The sequence below is a fragment of the Bradyrhizobium sp. USDA 4353 genome, from assembly GCF_054063215.1.
This window is the reverse complement of the sequence record NZ_JBSSGB010000001.1, coordinates 3,432,772-3,453,335: the sequence shown is the minus strand read 5'-3', so window position 1 is coordinate 3,453,335 and position 20,564 is coordinate 3,432,772. Positions and strand designations below refer to the sequence as shown.

General features: G+C 65.5%; 21 protein-coding genes and 1 other RNA gene. 8 read left to right on the top strand and 14 right to left on the bottom strand.

Features of this window, described 5'->3' with window-relative positions:
• Positions 1-81: 81 nt before the first annotated feature.
• The 13 genes from ACVILH_RS15195 to ACVILH_RS15135 form a co-directional block, all read right to left on the bottom strand.
• Positions 82-1,050 carry an IS110 family RNA-guided transposase gene (locus tag ACVILH_RS15195; RefSeq protein WP_456711844.1) on the bottom strand — a complete coding sequence of 323 codons (969 nt, stop codon included), beginning with the start codon at positions 1,048-1,050 and terminating at the stop codon, positions 82-84.
• A gap of 964 nt (positions 1,051-2,014) precedes the next feature.
• Complete coding sequence (locus ACVILH_RS15190) at positions 2,015-3,520, bottom strand: Do family serine endopeptidase (protein WP_456713613.1); 1,506 nt, start codon at positions 3,518-3,520, stop codon at positions 2,015-2,017.
• A gap of 233 nt (positions 3,521-3,753) precedes the next feature.
• Positions 3,754-3,960: a DUF2065 domain-containing protein gene (locus ACVILH_RS15185; protein WP_006615035.1), complete on the bottom strand. Its 207-nt coding sequence runs from the start codon at positions 3,958-3,960 to the stop codon at positions 3,754-3,756.
• Between the two features lie 108 nt (positions 3,961-4,068).
• Entirely contained in the window at positions 4,069-5,022 is a 954-nt protein-coding gene (gene hflC, locus ACVILH_RS15180; protein WP_456713612.1) for a protease modulator HflC, read from the bottom strand.
• Complete coding sequence (hflK, locus tag ACVILH_RS15175; RefSeq protein ID WP_456713611.1) at positions 5,019-6,146, bottom strand: FtsH protease activity modulator HflK; 1,128 nt, start codon at positions 6,144-6,146, stop codon at positions 5,019-5,021. The genes hflC and hflK overlap by 4 nt, the downstream gene beginning before the upstream one ends.
• 251 nt (positions 6,147-6,397) lie before the next feature.
• Complete coding sequence (locus ACVILH_RS15170; RefSeq protein WP_456713610.1) at positions 6,398-6,910, bottom strand: dihydrofolate reductase; 513 nt, start codon at positions 6,908-6,910, stop codon at positions 6,398-6,400.
• Positions 6,907-7,392 carry an N-acetyltransferase family protein gene (locus ACVILH_RS15165; RefSeq protein WP_456713609.1) on the bottom strand — a complete coding sequence of 162 codons (486 nt, stop codon included), beginning with the start codon at positions 7,390-7,392 and terminating at the stop codon, positions 6,907-6,909. Before ACVILH_RS15165 ends, ACVILH_RS15170 begins: the two co-directional genes overlap by 4 nt.
• A gap of 3 nt (positions 7,393-7,395) precedes the next feature.
• Positions 7,396-8,190, bottom strand: coding sequence for a thymidylate synthase (locus ACVILH_RS15160; RefSeq protein ID WP_456716985.1), 795 nt, complete (start codon positions 8,188-8,190; stop codon positions 7,396-7,398).
• 182 nt (positions 8,191-8,372) lie between these two features.
• Positions 8,373-9,368 carry a tripartite tricarboxylate transporter substrate-binding protein gene (locus tag ACVILH_RS15155; protein ID WP_456713608.1) on the bottom strand — a complete coding sequence of 332 codons (996 nt, stop codon included), beginning with the start codon at positions 9,366-9,368 and terminating at the stop codon, positions 8,373-8,375.
• 117 nt (positions 9,369-9,485) lie between these two features.
• Positions 9,486-11,000: a tripartite tricarboxylate transporter permease gene (locus ACVILH_RS15150; protein ID WP_456713607.1), complete on the bottom strand. Its 1,515-nt coding sequence runs from the start codon at positions 10,998-11,000 to the stop codon at positions 9,486-9,488.
• A 7-nt stretch (positions 11,001-11,007) separates the two neighbouring features.
• Positions 11,008-11,787: a tripartite tricarboxylate transporter TctB family protein gene (locus tag ACVILH_RS15145; RefSeq protein ID WP_456713606.1), complete on the bottom strand. Its 780-nt coding sequence runs from the start codon at positions 11,785-11,787 to the stop codon at positions 11,008-11,010.
• A 97-nt stretch (positions 11,788-11,884) separates the two neighbouring features.
• On the bottom strand, positions 11,885-12,418 hold the full coding sequence (locus tag ACVILH_RS15140) for a chromate transporter (protein ID WP_456713605.1): 534 nt from the start codon (positions 12,416-12,418) through the stop codon (positions 11,885-11,887).
• Positions 12,415-13,011, bottom strand: a complete 597-nt coding sequence (locus ACVILH_RS15135; protein WP_456713604.1) for a chromate transporter — start codon at positions 13,009-13,011, stop codon at positions 12,415-12,417. The genes ACVILH_RS15140 and ACVILH_RS15135 overlap by 4 nt, the downstream gene beginning before the upstream one ends.
• Before the next feature lie 94 nt (positions 13,012-13,105).
• Between ACVILH_RS15135 and ssrA the strand changes: the two genes are divergently transcribed.
• From ssrA to feoB, 7 genes are all read left to right on the top strand, one after another.
• Positions 13,106-13,475, top strand: a transfer-messenger RNA (tmRNA) gene (ssrA, locus tag ACVILH_RS15130).
• 219 nt (positions 13,476-13,694) lie between these two features.
• Positions 13,695-14,225 carry an SspB family protein gene (locus ACVILH_RS15125; protein ID WP_456716984.1) on the top strand — a complete coding sequence of 177 codons (531 nt, stop codon included), beginning with the start codon at positions 13,695-13,697 and terminating at the stop codon, positions 14,223-14,225.
• A gap of 96 nt (positions 14,226-14,321) precedes the next feature.
• On the top strand, positions 14,322-15,743 hold the full coding sequence (gene fumC, locus ACVILH_RS15120; RefSeq protein WP_456713603.1) for a class II fumarate hydratase: 1,422 nt from the start codon (positions 14,322-14,324) through the stop codon (positions 15,741-15,743).
• Between the two features lie 238 nt (positions 15,744-15,981).
• Positions 15,982-16,167, top strand: coding sequence for a DUF4169 family protein (locus ACVILH_RS15115; RefSeq protein ID WP_035648592.1), 186 nt, complete (start codon positions 15,982-15,984; stop codon positions 16,165-16,167).
• Positions 16,167-16,463, top strand: coding sequence for a ribbon-helix-helix domain-containing protein (locus ACVILH_RS15110; RefSeq protein ID WP_006615022.1), 297 nt, complete (start codon positions 16,167-16,169; stop codon positions 16,461-16,463). The genes ACVILH_RS15115 and ACVILH_RS15110 overlap by 1 nt, the downstream gene beginning before the upstream one ends.
• 107 nt (positions 16,464-16,570) lie before the next feature.
• Positions 16,571-16,846, top strand: coding sequence for a FeoA family protein (locus tag ACVILH_RS15105; RefSeq protein ID WP_456713602.1), 276 nt, complete (start codon positions 16,571-16,573; stop codon positions 16,844-16,846).
• Positions 16,847-16,864: 18 nt separating this feature from the next.
• The gene (gene feoB, locus ACVILH_RS15100) at positions 16,865-18,742 is read left to right on the top strand and encodes a ferrous iron transport protein B (RefSeq protein ID WP_456713601.1); all 1,878 of its coding nucleotides are present in this window, start codon (positions 16,865-16,867) and stop codon (positions 18,740-18,742) included.
• 21 nt (positions 18,743-18,763) lie between these two features.
• Here the strand turns inward: feoB and ACVILH_RS15095 are convergent, their stop codons facing one another.
• Positions 18,764-19,552: an NAD(P)H-dependent oxidoreductase gene (locus tag ACVILH_RS15095; RefSeq protein WP_456713600.1), complete on the bottom strand. Its 789-nt coding sequence runs from the start codon at positions 19,550-19,552 to the stop codon at positions 18,764-18,766.
• An 88-nt stretch (positions 19,553-19,640) separates the two neighbouring features.
• On the opposite strand from ACVILH_RS15095, the gene ACVILH_RS15090 reads away from it, so the two are divergent.
• Positions 19,641-20,564, top strand: a complete 924-nt coding sequence (locus ACVILH_RS15090) for a LysR family transcriptional regulator (RefSeq protein ID WP_456713599.1) — start codon at positions 19,641-19,643, stop codon at positions 20,562-20,564.

Genomic DNA, 20,564 nt, shown 5'->3' with positions numbered 1-20,564 from the left:
TGAAGGCCTTGACCCCGTCCGCTCGCCGTCCTGTTGGCTTGGCATGCGCTCGGTCGTGAACCGAGCGCATGTGGCGCTCGATCAGCTCATCGCAACGCGCGGCTGCTTGGGATTCCATTTTTCGCCGCGGGCGATCATCGTGTTGAGGATGATGATCAGCTTGCGCATACAGGCGATGAGGGCAACTTTCGGCTCTTTGCCCTTGGCGATGAGGTGTTCATAGTAGGTCTTGAGCACCGGATTATGCTGCGTCGCTGCTCCGAGGCAGGGAAGGAACAGGCCGTTTCTCACCCAGCGCCGACCTCCCTTGATGTGGCGCTCGCCTCGGCGCTTGCCGCTGTCGTCGTCGTAAGGGGCAACACCGATCAGGGCAGCGGCGATCCTATCACTCACCTTGCCGAGTTCCGGCGCTCCTGCGATGAGGAGCGCGGAGGTCATGACGGCAAGCCCCGGCACACTTTCAATGATCTCGGCGCGCTCGGCAAATTCCGGCGTCGCCTTGACCCTGGCGAAGATCGCAGCCTCGAGCTTCGCAATCTGAGCCGCGAGCGTCTTCAACACCTGGGAATGGGCCTTCTGCGCCAATCCCGGCACAACATGCTCGGTCTGGTTCTGCAAACGGGTTTTCAGATCCATCAGATTCTTGCGCGCTTTCACCAGCCCCGCCAGTTCCTCGCGTGCAGCATCGTAGATCTGGCTCGGTGCCTCGTCGAACGTCTCGGCGAACCAGGCGATCATCTCTGCGTCTATCGTGTCGTTCTTCGCCAGTCGACCCGCCGACAAGGCGAAGCTGCGAACCCGTTTGGGATCAACGATCCGCACCTCTATCCCGGCCTCGCGCAGCGCCTTGGCCCATTCGCGCTCATAGCCGCCGCTGGCCTCCATGACGGCCTTGGTCACCTTGTGCTTGCGAAGCAAGGCCACCAACTGGCGATGCCCAAGCGAACTGCTCGGGAATGTCTGCCGTACTCCGAGTTTCCGAATGCAGCCGTCCACCTTGTCCTTGGCCACATCGATACCAGCGACACCATTTGCGATCTGTGTCATCATCCACTCCCTTCCTTGCCTTGTATGGGCTCGAAGCCCTTGCAACTGTTCGGGTTGAGGAAGATCACCGGAGCTGTCCCTCGCTCTGATACAGGCTCTGCCGCGTTTGGGGCGTTACGGGCTCAGATCCAGCGACGGGCGGTTTTGCGAGAACCGCCCGTTCGCACATTCTGACAGAATTTCTGAACACAAGGGGCGTTGCGCGCGATCGTCACGACACGCGAGGCGGGGATGCGATGGCCGCGATCGAGCCGCAGCGTGTCTTCGGGCGCGCCGACGAACGGCTTGGTTGCGGACGTGAAGTCGCAGCGTCCTGATACCCCGAAGCTGGTATCACCCGCGCAATGCGCGAGCATTGTCGCGGCATGGTGGCCAACAAGCCGGCGCACCAGGGAGACTGCGTATAAGCGTGAAACCCATCGCGCAGGGAATGCCGGCGTGTTTCGGCTTTGCCTGTGGTACCTGCCGCCTGCATTCTTTTCCGCAGGCGGGCCATGGGTGAGGCTGTCACCCGGCATTCCCTGCGCCCTCTGCCTGTTTGCGAGGGACGAGCGATTGCAGACCTCGGGCGATATCAGCCGCGAGAATGCGACCTCATGTCCTCATACTGACTGGCTAGCCTGCGCTGTTTGAGATGTGAATCGGATGTTTCCCCATCGTCGTCCTGGCCTTGAGCCGGGACCCATACGCCGCAGCGGATGTGATGGGCAAAATGCCAATAACCCGCCTGCCCCAAACCGCTCCCTGGGGGTATGGGTCCCGGCTCGAGGCCGGGACGACGGCGGAGTTTGTGGCGCGGTAGGGTGGGCAAAGCGAACGCCCGCAGGGCGGTCGCGTGCCCACCGTCGACCCGCAGGGAAAGAAGATGGTGGGCACGGCGCGCGATAGGGCGTGCCTCATCGCGCAAAGGGCGGGCGCGCCTTTGCCCACCCTACGCAGCTGTGTCCGGAACGAACGCCTGCGGCCCTTACTGCAAGCTCAGCGCCACGAAGCGCAGCTCGCCGTCGGCGTTGGACACCAGCAGCAGGACCGACTTCTTGCCGTCCTTCTTGAGCTGGTCGACGCGCTTCTTGATGTCGTTGCCGGAGGTGACAGCCTCCTGCGCGACTTCGACGATCACATCGCCGGCGGACAGGCGCTTCTCGGCGGCGTCGGAGGACTGGTCGACGCCGGTGACGACGACGCCCTTGACGCTGTCCTTGATCTTGTAGCGCGTGCGCAGGTCCTTCGAGAGCGCGGCGAGATCGAGGCCGAGCGCCTTCTGGGTCACCGGCTTCTCGGCCGGCTCGTCCTTCTTGATCGCCGCCTGCTGGACCTTCTCATTGTCCTCGAGCCGGCCGAGCTTGACCTTGAGCGTCTGCTCCTGGCCCTTGCGGATGACGATGACGTCGACCTCCTTGCCGACGGCGGTATCGGCGACGATGCGCGACAGGTCCTTCGGCTCCTTGATGTCGTGGCCGTCGAACTTGACGACGACGTCGCCCGGCTCGATGCCGGCGGGCTTCGCCGGGCCCTTGTCGTCGACGCCGGCCACCAGCGCGCCGCGCGCCGGCTTGATGTTGAGGCTCTCGGCGATCTCGTCGGTCACGCCCTGGATGCGCACGCCGAGCCAGCCGCGGCGCAGCTCGCCGAACTGGCGTAGCTGATCGACGACGCCGGCGACCGTCTTCGACGGCACGGCGAAGCCGATGCCGATCGAGCCGCCGGACGGCGAGATGATCAGGGTGTTGACGCCGATGACCTCGCCGTCAAGGTTGAACAGCGGACCGCCGGAATTGCCGCGATTGATGGCGGCGTCGGTCTGGATGTAGCTGTCATAGGGACCCGACGAGATGTCGCGGTTCTTGGCCGAGACGATGCCGGCGGTGACGGTGCCGCCGAGGCTGAACGGGTTGCCGATCGCGACCACCCAGTCGCCGAGCCGCAGCTTGTCGGAATCGCCGAACTTGACCACGGTGAGCTGCCGCGGCGGCTTGAACTTGAGCACCGCCAAGTCGGTCTTCTTGTCGACGCCGACCAGCTCGGCCTTGATCTTGGTGCCGTCGTTCATGATCACGTTGATCTCGTCGGCATCGGCGATGACGTGGTTGTTGGTGACCACGATGCCGGAGTCGTCGACGATGAAGCCGGAGCCGAGCGAGTTTGTGCGGCGGGGCGAGTTGTCGGCGCCGCCCCGGCCGCCCGGACCGCCGCGGCGGTTCTTGAAGAAGTCGTCGAAGAACTCCTCGAACGGCGAGCCCGGCGGCACCTGCGGATTGGCGTTGCGGCCCTCGGAGGAGCCGCCGCCCTTGGCCTCGACCGTCTGCGAGGTCGAGATGTTGACCACGGCGTCGATGACCTTCTCGGCGACGTCGGCGATGCCCTCCGGTCCGCGCGCCGAGGCCGGCAACGGCGCCAGCGCCCAGCCGGCGGCGAGGACGGCCGCGGCCAGGACGGGGCGCAGGCGACGGCGGAAAGCAAGCGTTGCGGTCATCGGGCGGATCTCCAGAAAAGTCGGCAAAATCAATCGTTACAGTGCGCCGGAACCGGGCGGCGACGCAAGCACGCCGGACCGGACCGCCAGATTCATCATTGAAGGCGACCTAATACGGCAAAATGGCGCAGCCATCGCCTCACAATGGCGTTGGCCGGGCGGCGAGGGCAATGGCCGGACGCAGGCTTCGTTCCTGGGATCGGCAGAGCCGCGGGTCGGTCGTCCGCCCCCGCTCAGATCGGCCGCCGGATGACCCAGATCAGAACCAGGCCGGCCACCGCCGAGCCGATCCCAACCGCGCGCAGCACATTGTCAGGGGTGGCCATCGCGGTCTTCATCGCCCGCCGCATCCAGTCGGGGCTGGCCGCGAACATCAGGCCTTCGAGCACGAACAGGATACCTAATCCGATGAGGAAATCGGAAAACGCAATGGACCTCATCGGACCCGGACCTCCCATTCGACCTTCTTGATATCAGACGGGGCGAAGCAACGGCTTCGCCCCGTCCATGTCAACTCTTATTCGCCGGGATCAACCGGGTCAGCGCCGTCAGGGCTTGGGAGCCTGCACCGCAGCCGCTGTCGCGTTGGCGGCCGCCGTGCTGGCTGTCGACGACGGCGCCTCCGCAGGCGCCTTCCCCGAGGGGTTGGCGAAGTAGCGGAAGAACTCGGAGTCGGGCCGCAGCAGGAAGCGGGTGTCGCCGGACTTCAGGCCGTTCTCATACGCCGTCATCGAGCGGTAGAAGGCGAAGAAGTCGCGGTCCTTGCCGTAGGCCTCGGCGAACAGCCGGTTGCGCTCGGCATCGCCGGCGCCGCGGGTCTGCTCGGCCTGCGAGTTGGCCTCGGCGACGATGACGGTGGCTTCGCGATCGGCCTTGGACCTGATCTCCTGCGCCTTCTGTCCGCCGAGCGCGCGGAACTCCTCGGCCTCGCGCTGCCGCTCGGTCATCATGCGCTTGTAGACGGCCTGGCTGTTGGCCTCCGGCAGGTCGGCGCGACGAATACGGACGTCGACGACCTGGATGCCATAGGCATCGGCCTCCTTGTCGAGCTGATCGCGGATCTTGCGCATCAGCGCCTCGCGCTCGTCGCGAACGACTTGCGTGAAGGTGACCTCGCCGAGCACGCGACGCAGCGCCGCGTTGAGCAGCGTGCCGAGCTGGACGTTGGCGGTCTGGATCGAGCCGACGCTCTGGTAGAACTGCAGCGCGTTCTTGATCTTGTAGCGCGCGAAGGCGTCGACCACGAGCCGCTTCTGGTCGAACGCGATCACCTCCTGCGAGGGGTTCTCGAGGTCGAGGATGCGCTTGTCGATCGAGATCACGTTGTCGACGAACGGCGCCTTGAAGTTCAGGCCCGGCTGGGTGACGACATCGACCGGTTTGCCGAACCGCACCACCAGCGCCTGCTCGGTCTGGCTCACCGTGAACAGCGAGCTGTAGCCGACCACGACGATGACGAGCACGGCAACGAGGGCGACGATGCCTGCAACGGGGGACTTCATCGGACGCCTCCCTGGGCTGCGCCGGGCGCCTGGCGGCGGGGCGCGAGATCGCCGAGCGGCAGCAGCGGCACGGGGCCACCGGAGGCGCCGCTGTCGAGCACGAGCTTCTCGGAGCCACCGAGCACGCGCTCCATGGTCTCGAGATAGATGCGTTCGCGGGTCACGTCGGGCGCCTTCTTGTACTCGTCATAGACCTTGAGGAAGCGGGCGCTCTGGCCCTTGGCCTCGGCGATCGCCTGCTCCTTGTAGCCTTCGGCGACCTGCAGGATCTGCGCGGCGCGGCCGCGGGCATCGGGGACGACCTTGTTGGCGTAGGTCTGGGCCTCGTTCTGCAGACGCTCGAGGTCGGCGCGCGCCGCCTGGACGTCGCGGAAGGCCTCGATCACCTGCGACGGCGGATCGACCTTCTGCATCTGCACCTGGGTGATCTGGATGCCGGAGCCGTAATTATCGAGCGTCTTCTGCATCAGCTCCTGCACGTTCTGCTCGATCACGGTGCGGGCGCCGGTCAGGATCGGCTGGATGTTGGAGCGGCCGATCACCTCGCGCATCGCGCTCTCGGCCACCGCCTTCACGGTCCCTTCCGGGTTCTGGATGTTGAACAGGAAGTCGGCGGCGCCCTTCGGCTTGATGCGCCAGAGCACGGTGACGTCGACGTCGACGATGTTCTCGTCGCCGGTCAGCATCAGGCTCTCCTCGGGCACGTCGCGACCGCCGCGGCCACCGCGCCGGCCGTCGTCACCGGCGGTGATGCCGATGGAGATCGAGTTGACGCGCAGCGCCTTGGGCAGCAGCACGGTCTCGATCGGGTAAGGCAGATGGTAGCGCAGGCCCGGCTGCTCATCGCGGACATATTTGCCGAAGCGCAGGACGACGCCGAGCTCCTCGGACTGCACGCGGTAGATGCCGGAGGCCAGCCAGATGATGATGGCGCCGAGCACGACCAGGAGGACGCCGGCGGTGCCGAAGCCGCCGCCCGGCACGAATTGCTGCAGCCGGTCCTGACCGCGCCGCAGAAGATCCTCAAGGTCGGGCGGCCTCGGACCGACCGGTTGCGGTCCCGAGCCCCAGGGCCCCTTCGGACCCGGGCCCCACGGGCCTCCGCCCTGATTCTTCCACGCCATCGATCGATCTCCTCCGCGAGGCTGATACTGCACGAACGCCGGCCCCCGACGGCGGCCGGGTTATAAGGGACGGCCCCGCCCCTTACAACGTAGCGCTCCAGCTAAGCCCGAACCGGGTTTTGTCAATGTAAACAGGGCCGGAAGCGCCCGTTTGCCGCGCCCCCGAAACCGCCACGCGGGCCGGACAACGGGACTTCATCCTTAACGGATGGTCTTGAAAGGGCAGCCGCGCCGTTCGCAGCCTCGCAAGATCAGCGTATCCGGCGATAGGTCACATAGGAGAATTCGGCCTGATCGTCCGGCCCCGAGGCATGACGCTCCCGCGCCACCTCCTCCCATTGGATCGGGTCGATCACTGGAAACAGGGTATCGCCCGGCGGACACGCATGGACCTCGGTGATTTCCAGGCGGTCGGCGAGCGACAGGGTCGCGGCATAGATCTGGGCGCCGCCGATGACCGCGATCTCCGCGGCTGAACGCCGCAGCGCATCCCCGCGCGCGATGTCGAGCGCTTCGTCGACAGTGTGGGTGACGATGGCGCCATCAGCTCGAAACGCAGTATCGCGGGTGATCACGATGTTGGTCCGGCCGGGCAGCGGACGGCGCGGAAACGACATGAAGGTCTTGCGCCCCATCACGATCGGCCGCCCCATCGTCATCGCCTTGAAGCGGCGCATGTCGCTCTTCTGACGCCACGGGATTGCGCCATCAGCACCGATGACGCGGTTCTCGGCCATGGCGACGACGAACACGATCTCGATCACGGCGCCTTCTCCGCAAGCTGCGCCAGCGACGCGCCCGTGACCTTGCACAGCGTCCAGTCGTCCATCAGCTCGGCACCGAGCGATTTGTAGAAGGTGATCGATGGCGCGTTCCAGTCGAGCACCGACCATTGCAGCCGCGCGTAGTCGCGCTCGACGCAGGTCTTCGCGAGATGGCCGAGCAGCGCCTGGCCGATGCCGTTGCGGCGGAACACCGGCCGCACGAACAGGTCCTCGAGATAGATGCCTGGCTTGCCGGCAAAGGTCGAGAAGTTGACGAACCACACGGCGAAGCCGGCGACGCTGCCGTTCCATTCCGCGAGATCGCAGAACAGCTTCGGGTGCTCGCAGAACAGCGCCCCCGCGATGTCAGCCTCGGTGGCCACCACCTCATGCGCGAGCTTCTCGTAGTCGGCGAGCTCGCGGATCAGCGCCAGCACGGTGCCGGTGTCATCAGGCCTGGCAGGACGGATCGACAGCGGCATGCGTCAGACCGCGACCTCGGCCTTGATGTGCGGATGCGGGTCGTAGCCGGCGAGCGCGAAATCCTCGTAGCGGAAGGCGAAGATGTCCTTCACGTCGGGATTGAGCGTCATGGTCGGCAGCGGCCGCGGCTCGCGGGTGAGCTGCAGGCGGGCCTGCTCGACGTGGTTGGAATAGAGGTGCACGTCGCCGAACGAGTGCACGAAGTCTCCGAGCTTCAGGCCGGTCACCTGCGCAACCATCATCGTCAACAGCGCATAGGAGGCGATATTGAAAGGCACGCCGAGGAAGACGTCGGCCGAGCGCTGATAGAGCTGGCAGGACAGCTTGCCGTTCGCCACATAGAACTGGAACAGGCAGTGGCACGGCGGCAGCGCCATCTTCTCGACGTCGGCGGGATTCCATGCCGTGACGATCAGCCGGCGCGAATCCGGATTGCGCTTGATCATGTCGATGACGTTGCTGATCTGGTCGATGTGGCCGCCGTCCGGCGTTGGCCAGGAGCGCCACTGATAGCCGTAGACGGGGCCGAGATCGCCATTGGCATCGGCCCACTCGTCCCAGATGGTGACGCCGTGGTCGTGCAGATATTTGATGTTGGTGTCGCCCTTCAGGAACCACAGCAGCTCATGCACGATCGCCTTCAGCGGCAGCCGCTTGGTAGTGACCATCGGGAAGCCGGCGGCGAGATTGAAGCGCATCTGGTGGCCGAACACGGAATAGGTGCCGGTGCCGGTGCGGTCGTGCTTCTCGGCGCCGTCGGACAAAATGCGTTCGAGCAGGTCGTGATATTGGTGCATGGTTCTTGCCGGCGGCCCCTCGCGGAAGGCGGCGAATTTAACGGCGGACATCGCCGGGCCCTAGCCTCGACTCGACCCGATCGCGGATTATACCCTGGAAAATGTCGGTCGCCGCGCCGCAAATGGCAAGGGCGGAACCCCTGCGGTCCCGCCCCTCGCACCCTCGTCATCTGTTGTTGAGGCTAGCTCGCCGGCTTCAGCACGGCGCTCCATTTGACGACTTCGCCCTTCACCAGCGCCCCCAGCGCCTCCGGGGTCCGGTCGGCCGGTGCCGGAATGACGCTGCCGAGCTCGAGCAGGCGCTTGCGCACGCCTTCGTCGTCGAGCGCCTTGGCCGCGGCGGCGTTGAGCTTGGCCAGGATCGGGGCCGGCGTGCCCTTCGGCGCGAAGATCGCGTTCCAGGCCTGGGCCTGGAACTTGGGCAGCCCGGCCTCCGTGGTGGGCGGGACGTTCGGCAGCGCCGGATTGCGTTCGGGCGTTGCGATCGCATAGGCCTTGATGGTGCCGGCATTGATCTGCGGCACGGCGTTGACGATCTGGTCGCACATGTAGTCGACCTGGCCGGCGACCAGCGCATTCATCGCAGGTCCCGTGCCGTTGAACGGCACCCCGACCGGCTTGACGTCGAGGATCGAGTTCAGGAGCTCGCATGAGACGTGCGAGACCGAGCCGACGCCGGCATGGGCGGCGTTGACCTTCTCAGCGTTGGCCTTGATGTAGTCGACGAACTCCTTTGTATCCTTGGGTGCGAAATCCTTGCGCGCCAGGATCAGGATCGGCGTGCCCGCGAGCAGCGCGACCGGCTCGAAATCCTTTTCCGGATGATAAGCGAGCTTGGGATAGAGCGGCACGGCGGCGGCATGCGTGCCCATGTGGCCTGTGATCAGCGTGTAGCCGTCATTGGCGGCGCGAGCCGCGCGCGTGGTCGCGGTGGTGCCGCCGGCGCCGACGACGTTCTCGATGATGATGCTCTGTCCCAGCGTCTGCGCCATGTGCGCGGTGACGATGCGCGCTATGACGTCGGTCGGGCCGCCGGCCGCGAACGGGACGATCATCGTGATGCTGCGCGCCGGATAATTCTGCGCCTTCGCCGGTGTCGTCGAGACACCGAGCCCGGCTACGACGCCGGCGATGGCCGCCAGCCAACCAAACGAAAGTGCACGACTGCACCAGCTCATCGAATCTGTCCTCCCTCGGAGGCCCGCTCTGCTGCAGGCCTTTTCGCTGTGATAGCTACATCACAGCGCCTTGTCCGAGGTCGATTCGACTTCCGCCTGCGGCGTGCCGACGCAGGCTCAGCCCTCGCTCTCGACGAACACCTCGTCGCGCTTGCGGCGCAAGGTCGGCAAGACCGCCAGCACCAGGAGACCCGCGGCGATCGCCAGCAGCACGGCCGACAGCGGCCGCGTCACGAACACCGACCAGTCCCCGCGCGAGATCAACAGCGCGCGGCGCAGGTTCTCCTCCATCAACGGCCCCAGCACCATGCCGAGCAGCAGCGGCGCGGGCTCGAAATCGTGCTTGATCAGCCAATAGCCGACGAGGCCGAACGCGCCGGCCAGGATGACGTCGACAGGCGCATTGTTGACCGAGTAGATGCCGATCGCACAGAAGATCACGATCGACGGGAACATCAGCCGGTAGGGCACGCGGAGCAGCCGCACCCAGATGCCGACCAGCGGCAGGTTGATGATGATCAGCATGAGATTGCCGATCCACATCGAGGCGATCATGCCCCAGACCAGGTCAGGCTGCTTCTGCATCACCTGCGGGCCCGGCACGATGCCGTGAATGGTCATCGCGCCGACCATCAGTGCCATGACAGCATTCGGCGGGATGCCGAGGGTGAGCAAGGGAATGAAGGAGGTCTGCGCCGCTGCGTTGTTGGCGCTCTCCGGCGCCGCCACGCCCTCGATCGCGCCGCGGCCGAACCGGGATGGATCGCGCGCAAGCTTCTTCTCCAGTGTATAGGCCGCGAAGGACGCGATGACAGCGCCGCCGCCCGGCAGGATGCCGAGGATCGAGCCGAGCACCGTGCCGCGCAGGATCGCCGGCGTGGAATCGCTGAGATCCTTCCGCGTCGGCATCAGGCCCGTGATCTTCTTCTGCACGAGATCGCGGTCCATCTCCGCGCCGGCATCGAGGTTGCGGATGATCTCGGCGAAGCCGAACACGCCCATCGCGACGGTGGCGAAGCCGAGGCCGTCGGCAAGCTCGGGAATGTTAAAGGCCATGCGCGACGCGCCGGTCTCGATGTCGGAGCCGACCATCGACAGCAGCAGGCCGAGCACGATCATCGCGATGGCCTTCAGCACCGAGCCCTTGGCCAGCACGACCGCGAAGATCAGGCCGAGCACCATCAGCGAGAAATACTCCGCAGGGCCGAATGCCAGCGCGAGCTTGGTCAGCGGCGCGCCGAGGATCGCGATCAGCACGGTCGCGACGCAGCCGGCAAAGAATGAGCCGATCGCGGCGATCGCCAGTGCCGGGCCGGCCCTGCCCTGCTTGGCCATCTGGAAGCCGTCGAGCGCGGTCACGACCGACGTTGCCTCGCCGGGAATGTTGACCAGGATCGAGGTGGTCGAGCCGCCATATTGGGCGCCGTAATAGATGCCGGCCAGCATGATCAGCGCGCCGACCGGCTGCAGGCCGAAGGTGATCGGCAGCAGCATCGCGACAGTCGCGATAGTGCCGATGCCCGGGAGAACGCCGACCAGCGTGCCGACCAGCGCCCCGATCAGGCACATCAGGAGATTGATCGGCGACAGCGCGACGCCGAAGCCGTGGGCGAGATTTGCAAACAGATCCATCACGCCCTCACTGCAGAAGGAAACGCGGCCACAGCGGCATCGGCAGCCCCAACACGTATGGGAACAGCAGCGCGCAGGCGCCGGTCAGACAGACGCCGACGATCAACGCCTCGCGCCAGCGCGTCTCCGGACTGCCGATGGCGGCAATCAGGAAGCTCGCGAGCCCCGTGATCAGAAGTCCGAGCGGCCGGATGGAGACCGCAAAGGTCAGGATTGCAAGCGACACGAACAGAGGTCCGCGCCAGTGATAGGTCGCAAGCTGCGCGCCCGGGGTGACGAGGCCGATCACGGCGATGGCAGCTCCGAGCCCGAGCAGCAGCAGACCGAACATCTGCGGCGCCGTTCCGGGGCCGAACGAGAAGCCGCGCATGCCCTGCAGATCGCTGGACGCCCACAATGCAAACAGCGCGATCGCCATCAGCACGACGCCGCCGAAATAATCCTGCGGCGCGCGCGGACGCACCATGAACGTGAACATGGCCACTGCGATCAGCGGATAGGTGTAGATCAGCGCCAGCAGGATGTCGGAAGACAGCGAGACCTTGCCGCCTGCGGCATATTGCTGCGCCAGGCCCGGAAGCGCGGTCGACAAGGCCGACACATGTGCGCCGATGACCTGGAGCGGACCGCGTCCGGAGAGCGGCGCGATCAGTCCGGCCAATCCGATCAGCAACTCGATGAATTGCGGCGCGAAGGCCAGCGCCAGAATGATCGATGCGCCGGTGATGCTGCGCGCCCGCGGCTCGTCTGCCACTCCACCTGACAACTGGCCCGTGGTCTCGGCCATGTCCCCGCCCTCCCCCGACCGGCCTTGATGGCCGGCACTGTTTTCGTTCGGCGATCCGAAGCAATCGGACCCGCAGCTGTTTTGCTAGCGGCTTTCCCTAGAGAAGGCCAGCGAAACCAAGGCAGCCGCCCGCGGCCAAAAGCCAGAGCGGATTGAGGCGCGTCGTCGATGCGACGACAGCGGCGACGACGGTCAGCGCGAATGCGCGCCATGTCTGATCGGAGGCGAGACCGAGAATCCATGCGCTGGCGGCCATCAAGCCGATCGACAGCGGCACCAGGGCCGCTTGCACCAAAGCGGGCCATCGCGCGCCTCGCGCATTCGACAGCCAGCGGCTGACGACATAGGACAGAACGGCCGTCGGACCGCACATCGCAAGGGTCGCAACCGCCGCACCCGCGACGCCTGCGACAGAATAGCCGATCAAGGTCACGATCAGGACGTTCGGCCCCGGCGACAATTGCGAGAGCGCGAAGACATCGGCGAACTGCTTGTCGGTCATCCAGTGCCGGACATCGACCGCGACACGGTGCAATTCCGGGATCGCCGCCACGGCGCCGCCGACCGCGAACAGCGAGATCAGCGCGAAGGTCCAGAACAACTGGGCGAGCGGATTGTCGTCCCCGCTCATCGCGCCCACCTCGTCCGGGCATAGGTGATGGCGAGGCTGAGCGGCACGGCGACCAGCAGCACCTCCTGCAACGGCAGCCGCGCCAGACCGATGGCGATGAAGACGGCGGCCATGACGACGAGGCCGACGACATCGCTCTTCTTCAGCAGCGGCGTGAGCATCCGGAACACCACCGACGCCAGCAGCCCGACCGCCACGCAGGATACGCCCGCAAGCCCTCGCCGCAGCGCCTCGGCCTGTCCGAAGTGCCCATAGAGGGCTCCGAGCAGCGTGATCAACAGCATCGGCGGCACGAGCAGGCCGGCGAAGGCCGCAAGGCCACCCGCGATCCCGCGCAAGCGGGCGCCGAACACCATCGCGAGATTGACGATGTTCGGCCCGGGCAGGAAATGGCAGAGCGCAAACGTCTCGTTGAACTCCTCCGCCGTCATCCAGCGATGCTCGTCGACGATCGCCCGCCGCGCGAACACCAGCACGCCGCCGAAGCCCGATAGGGACATTTTCGCGAAGGCGAAGAACAGGGTGCCAAGGCTGGGCGGAGTTTGGACGATGTCGGCCGCGGGAGCAGCAGCCGGCGCGATCTCGGGAGGCATTGGGCAATCTAGGAGCACGAAATCGCGCCTGCCAAGCCGGAACGGACGGTTCCGGGCAACGACCCACATTTTTGTCGCCGATCGGGGCGTCTCGGCCCTGTGCATCCGCCGGCGGGCAGCCTATATTGGAGGTGCCGGCTTGCCGGCTATGGAAATAAATCGCCGTCGAAATAAACCATTCGGACCCGGGGGCGGTACCCGGCGCCTCCACCAAAGCCCGACCCGATCAGGAAGTGACTGAGACGGGTTTTGGCGGGGGCGAAATAGGATCGACGAGGGCGTAAAGGGCGAGCTTTTTCCCGGTATTGTTCCGCCGTTATCGGGCTACTGCAATAGTTGCCAACGACAACTTTGCTCCGGTTGCTCAGGCTGCGTAACGCAGTTTGAAAGACCACCTTAAAGTCCTAACGGGTTAAGCTCCGTTAGGCGGGGTTCGGAGGCACCTGGCAACAGAAGCCTCCACTTTACCTTCTCCTGCGGCATATTTGCTTCACGGTCCGTCGAATCGTTCGTTATCCGGACTCCCGCCTGCGTTCCCGCGCCCCATATCTTGCGGCGGCCTCGCTTGGCTGCTGACCTCGGCGCCCGGCCGGGCTACGATGCAACGGAATGCGAGTCGGAGCGCTGCAGCCAATCGGGCGCGGTCGTCCGGCATGGGCACGGCCCATCAGAATACAGGACCGATCATGACCGATCATATTCGATACGATGTGCTGGCGCGCGACGCGCTGCGCGGGGTTTTGCGCCGGGTGCTGACCGATGCCGCCGCCCACGGCCTTCCCGGCGAGCATCATTTCTTCATCACCTTCATCTCCAAGGCCGACGGCGTGAAGCTGTCGCCACGGCTGCTGGCGCAGTATCCCGAGGAGATGACGATCATCCTGCAACACCAGTTCTGGGACCTGGTGGTGACGGAGGATCGGTTCGAGGTCGGCCTCTCGTTCGGCGGCGTCCCGGAGCGGCTGGTGGTGCCCTTCCACGCCATCAAGAGCTTCTTCGACCCGTCGGTCCAGTTCGGACTGCAGTTCGAGCCCTCGGAAGCGATCGCGGAAACGCCGGCGAGCCCGAAGCTTCCCGCCGCCCCCGCCCCTGCCGTCGTTGCGCCGCTGCCGGCAGCACCGGCGGCCGAGTCGAGCGACGACAAGCCTGAGCCTCCGGCAGGCCCCAGCGAGGGCGCCGAAGTCGTCCGTCTCGACCGCTTCCGCAAGAAATAGGCGCATTCGCCGCGTCCGGAACGGCTCGCGAGCACATAGATTGAAGCATGCTTGAACCGGTCAAACCCGGTTCACCACCAATTATGGGCATGCTTCATGACAAAATCAGCCAGTTCATCATCAGCGCCGACGCGCACCGAGACCGACAGCTTCGGCCCAATCGAGGTCGCCGCCGACCGCTATTGGGGTGCGCAGACCGAGCGCAGCCGCCAGAACTTCCGCATCGGCCATGACCGCATGCCGCTGGGTCTCGTGCACGCGCTGGCGCTGGTGAAGCTCGCCGCCGCACGCACCAACCGTGAGCTCGGGCTGATCGAGCCTGCCATGGCTGACGCCATCATCCAGGCTGCCCAGGAGATCATCGCGGGCAAGCTCGACGACCATTTTCCGCTCGTCGTCTGGCAGACCGGCTCGGGCACGCAGACCAACATGAACCTCAACGAGGTGATCGCCAATCGCGCCAGCGAGCTGATGGGCGGCGAGCGCGGGACCAAGAAGCCCGTGCACCCGAACGATCACGTCAACATGAGCCAGTCGTCGAACGACTCGTTCCCGACGGCGATGCATATCGCCGCAGCGCGGGGGATTTCCGGCCATCTCGTGCCGGCTTTGACGGAGCTGCTGGCGGCGCTGCGCGCCAAGCAGGAGGCGTTCAAGGACATCGTCAAGATCGGGCGCACCCACACCCAGGACGCGACCCCGCTCACGCTCGGCCAGGAGTTCTCCGGCTATGCCGCGCAGGTCGAGAGCGCCATCGCCAGGATCGAGACGGCCGCACGCGACCTGTTGCCGCTGGCCCAAGGCGGCACCGCCGTGGGCACCGGCCTGAATGCGGATCCCAAATTCGCGGCCCTGTTCGCCAGGCATGTCGCCGACCTCACCGGTCTTGCCTTCACCAGCGCCGCGAACAAGTTCGAAGCGCTGGCGTCGAACGACGCCTATGTCTATGCGCACGGCGCGATCAATGCGGCCGCGACCGGCCTGTTCAAGATCGCCAACGACATCCGCCTGCTGGGATCGGGCCCGCGCTCGGGCCTCGGCGAACTCATCCTGCCCGAGAATGAGCCGGGCTCCTCGATCATGCCTGGCAAGGTAAATCCGACTCAGTGCGAGGCACTGACCATGGTATGCTGCCAAGTGTTTGGGAATCAGACCGCAATTACTCTGGCCGGCAGCCAGGGCCATTTCGAATTGAACGTCTATAAACCATTGCTCACACATTGCATGATGCAGTCCATACAATTACTGGGCGATGCCGCCCGTTCATTCAGCGAACATTGCGTGGTCGGCATTCAGGCCGACGAAACACGGATTCGCGAACTGATGGAGCGTTCTCTGATGCTGGTCACGGCGCTCGCGCCGAAGATTGGCTACGACAACGCAGCAAAAGTGGCGAAGACAGCACATCATCGCGGCACCACGTTGAAAGAGGAAGCAGTGCGGCTCGGCTTCGTCTCTGACGACGAGTTCGACATGCTCGTGAAGCCCGAGAAGATGACGCGCCCCGGGCGAGCGTGACGGTAGTCCCGTAGTACTACGGGGGGTGATGCAATTCTCGCTGTTAACCCCTAAAGGTTAGTCTCGACTACAAGTTCTGCTGCGTTTGGTGACTAAGACACCAGCTCGCAACGACGCGAACGGCTATCGAACTATCAGGGAGCGACGACGTGATTGTCTCGAGAACGCCTAGGTCTATCTGCGCGACGCGCACGTTCTCTCACTACGATGTTCGATGCCTTAGATGATTGGAGCAAGCATGGGGGACGTCATCAATTTGAAGCGTTTCAGAAAGCGCGTTGAGCGCGATCAGGCAGCAAAGGTCGCCGAAAGCAACCGCGCTCGCTTTGGCAGGACGAAGTCCGAACGCGCAACTGACGCACAACGCGACAAGCGCGCGAACGAATTACTCGATCAACATCGTATCAATGGCGAGGACGCGTGATGAAGTCGCCCGTCGTAAAACGTTCAATCGTGGTCGCAGGTCACAAGACCAGCGTCAGCCTCGAAGAGGCCTTCTGGAATGGCATGAAGGAGATTTCGGGTCTCCGGAACATGACCCTGTCCGAGCTGGTCGGCGAGATCGACAACAATCGCCAGCAGGGCAACCTGTCCTCGGCGATCCGTCTGTTCGTGCTCGACCACTTCAAGAGCCGCGCCGCGGCGTCCTCGGCCTCTTCGGGGATCGAGCCCAAGGCGGCGGTGGACAGCCGGCACGCGGCCTCCGCTGCGGCTCCTTGAGGCAGATCAGAGGGCGGCCGGCCCGGTCTGTTTAAAATCGCTCTAAGATGCCGCGGCATTGCACATGCCGCGCTTGACCTCTTGGCACGCGATTGAAAATACAGGCTATGAGCGAAATCTGCGAGACACGGCCGCCTCTGCCGCTCGGTCTGGCCCGGCGGGGCTATACCGGAACAATCCAGCATCTTGCGGCTGAGGGCACGACGTCGTCGCTGCCGGATGTCGAGCTGGAGAGCCGACTGATCGAACTGGGCTTCGTCGAAGGGGCCCGGGTCGAGATTCTGCATGAAGGGATCGTCGGGCGCGACCCGATCGCCGTCCGTGTCGACAACATCACCGTCGCGGTCCGCCGGCGCGAGGCCATGGCCGTCATCGTGGCATAGGCCGCGGAAAGCGTCGTCATGGAAAGCCCTCTGCTGCATCTGGCCCTGGTGGGAACACCCAACAGCGGCAAGACATCGCTGTTCAACGCTCTGACGGGAAGCCGTCAGAAGGTCGCGAACTATCCTGGCGTGACTGTCGAGCGCAAAGAGGGCGCGTTCGTGACGCCGCAAGGGCGCCAGGTCTCGCTGGTCGACCTTCCTGGCACCTACTCTCTGCGCGGCCGCAGTCCAGATGAGGAGATCACCCGGGATTTCGTGCTCGGACGCGCCACCGGCGAGGTTTTGCCGGACCTCGTCTTGTGCGTCGCCGACTCGACCAACCTTCGGTTGACCATCCGTCTCCTTCTCGAGCTCAAGAGCACCGGCCGGCCGCTGGCGCTGGTGCTCAACATGTTCGACATCGCCAAGCGCCGCGGCGTGACGGTCGACGTCGACGCTCTGTCGCAGGCGCTGGGCGTGCCGGTCGTGACCTCGATCGCGGTCCGCAAGGGCGGCACCGACGACCTGCTGCAACTGACCGACCAGTTGTTGTCCCAGGCCGCCGCGGCCACCGGCGATCGTGCCAACACCTGGCGTCCCCTCACCGTGCCGGAGCTGCGCGCCACCCAGCGCGAGGCCGACCGCATCATCGCGGCGACCGTCAGCCTGCCCGAGCGCCCGGACACCTGGACCGCCCGCATCGATGCGGTGGCGCTGCATCCGGTCGGCGGCCTGTTCATCCTCTTCGCGATCCTCTTCATCATGTTCCAGGCGGTGTTCGCCTGGGCGCAGCCGTTGATGCAGCTCTTGTCGGCGGCGTTCGACGCGCTGGGCGGGCTCGTGCATGACCAGCTGCCCGAGGGCCTGCTGCAGAGCTTCCTGCAGAACGGCGTGATCTCCGGCGTCGGCAGCGTCATCGTGTTCCTGCCGCAGATCATCATCATCTTCCTGTTCATCCTGCTGCTGGAAGATTTCGGCTACATGGCGCGCGCCGCATTCCTGATGGATCGCATCATGGGCGGCGCCGGCCTGCACGGCCGCGCCTTCATTCCCCTGCTCTCGAGCTTCGCCTGCGCCATCCCCGGCATCATGGCGACGCGCGTGATCGACAACCGCCGCGACCGCCTAACCACGATCCTGATCGCGCCGCTGATGACCTGCTCGGCGCGCATCCCGGTCTATACGCTGATCATCTCGGCCTTCATCCCGCCGACCAAGGTGTGGGGCCTGGTCAACCTGCAGGGCCTCGTGATGTTCGGGCTCTACGCCGCGGGCATCGTCAGCGCGCTCCTGGTGTCGTTCCTGGTCAAGTTCTTCATGATGCGCGACTACCAGCCGGCGCCGTTCATGCTGGAGCTGCCGGACTACAAGCTGCCCAGGCTGCGCGGCATCGCGATCGGCATCTACACCCGCGCCAAGATGTTCCTGCAGCGCGCCGGCACCACGATCTTCGCGATGATGGTGCTGATCTGGTTCCTGGCGTCGTTCCCGCAGCCGCCGGACGGCGCCACGGAGCCCGCGATCAACTACAGCCTGGCAGCGATGATCGGCCAGGCCATCGCGCCGCTGCTGACGCCGGTCGGCTTCAACTGGCAGATCGCGGTTGCGCTGGTGCCCGGCATGGCCGCCCGCGAGGTCGCGGTTGCTGCGCTCGGAACCGTCTATGCGATCGAGGGCGGCAAGGAGGCGGCCGAGCAGATCGGCCAGGTGCTCGCGACCAAATGGAGCCTCGCCACCGCGCTGGCGCTGCTCGCCTGGTACATCTTCGCCCCGCAATGCGCCTCGACGCTCGCCGTCATCCGCCGCGAAACCGGAAGCTGGCGCTGGATGGCCGTGACCTTCGTCTACATGTTCGCGCTCGCCTATGCGGCAGCCTTTGCGACCTACCATATTGCGGTCGCGATGGGGGCGGGCTGATCAGCTCCGCGCCCTCACGCGTCATCGTGCGGCGTCCACATGCAGGGCGAAGCCGCGCGCATCCGCATCGCCGAGCTCGGGCCGCAGCTGCATCGACGGGATCAGATAGTCGCCGTGGTTCTGCTGCCGGTATGGGATCGGCTGGTCCGTGAACAGCCTCCGCATCCGCCCGCGCAGCCGCTCGGCGATATCAGCAAAGCCGGCCTCGTCGATCCGGCTGGCCTTGTGCGCGACGAAGGCCGGCAGCACGTCGAAGCCGGGATAGAACAGGATGCCGTGGTTGATCGGAAACAGGAGGTCGTCGATCGGCCCGTTGATGCCGCGCTCCGAATAATGCTCCTCCCAGCCGCCGGTGGTCACGACCAGCATCGCACGCTTGCCGGCAAAGACGCCCTCGCCGTAGCGGTTGCCCCAGCGCTTGTCGCTGTGCTCGCCGACGCCGTAGGTGAAGCCGTAGGAATAGACCCGGTCGACCCATCCCTTGAGGATCGCCGGCATCGTGAACCACCACAGCGGAAACTGCAGGATCACAGCGTCGGCCCATAGCAGCTTGTCCTGCTCGGCTCGGACGTCGTCGGTGAGCGTATGCGTCTTGAAGGCCTCTCCCGACGCGGCGGCGACGTTCAGGCGCGCATCCATCGGCAACTGCGGGAAGTCGGCACGATCCGCGGCGGCCTTCCAGCCCATGGCGTAGAGGTCGGAGACCTTTACCTGATGGCCTTGGGCCTGGAGTTCGGCGACGGCGACGTCTCGCAGGGCGCCGTTGAGCGAGCCGGGTTCGGGGTGGGCAAAGACGAGCAGGACGTTCATGGCTGGATCCTCTGTGGAACTCGCCAAAACATAGACGCCCGCCCACTCATCCGCTATCCGTGGTATATCGATAACATTATGCCGATTTATGGATAAGTCAGACATCAGTCTCGTCAATATGCGCAGCTTCGTCCGGGTGGCGGAGCGCGGCAGTCTGTCCGCGGTCGCGCGCGAGCTCGGGATTGGCCAGTCCACCGTCTCGCGACACCTGCAGGAGCTGGAGGACACGATCGGCGTCCCGCTGCTCAGCCGCACCACCCGGCGCGTGACCCTGACCGACGAGGGCAGCCGCTATTACGCGAACTGCGTGCAGATCCTGCGCCTCATCGAGCAGGCCGGCGACGAGGCACGCGGCGCGCGGGGCGCCGCCGCCGGCACGATCCGGATCTCCTGCACGGCGGCGTTCGGCATCCTGCACATCACGCGGCTGGTGTTCGCCTTCCAGGACCGCTACCCGGACATCGCGATCGATCTCAACCTGACCGACGAGCGCATCGACCTCGTGCGCGAGGGTGTCGACATCGCGCTGCGCCTGGCGCCGCTCACCGACAGCTCCCTGAAGCTGCGGTCGCTCGGCCACTCGCACCGGCTGCTGGTCGCATCGCCTGATTATTTAGCAAGGCGCGGCACGCCACGCACACCGCAGGAGCTGATCGGCCACGACGGCATCCGCATGACCAACGTCGCGGGCAGCGAGTTGCTCGTCCTCATGGGGCCGGACGGCGCACGTCACGAGGTGCCGTTCAGAAGCTGCTTCCGCACCAATCACGGCTTAGGGGTTCGGGAGGCCGTGCTGGCTGGCCGCGGCATCGGAGCGAGCCATGCCTGGCTGGTCGACGATCTCATTGCGACGGGCAGGCTGACGGTCATCTTGCCCGACCACCGTTTGTCATCGACGCCTCTCAACATGCTGATCGTGCCGGAGCGCGCCGGCATCGCGCGTGTGCGGCTGCTGATCGATGATCTCGCCGAGGAGATCGCCAGACTGCCGGGCATCCGGCCGGAGCCGTGA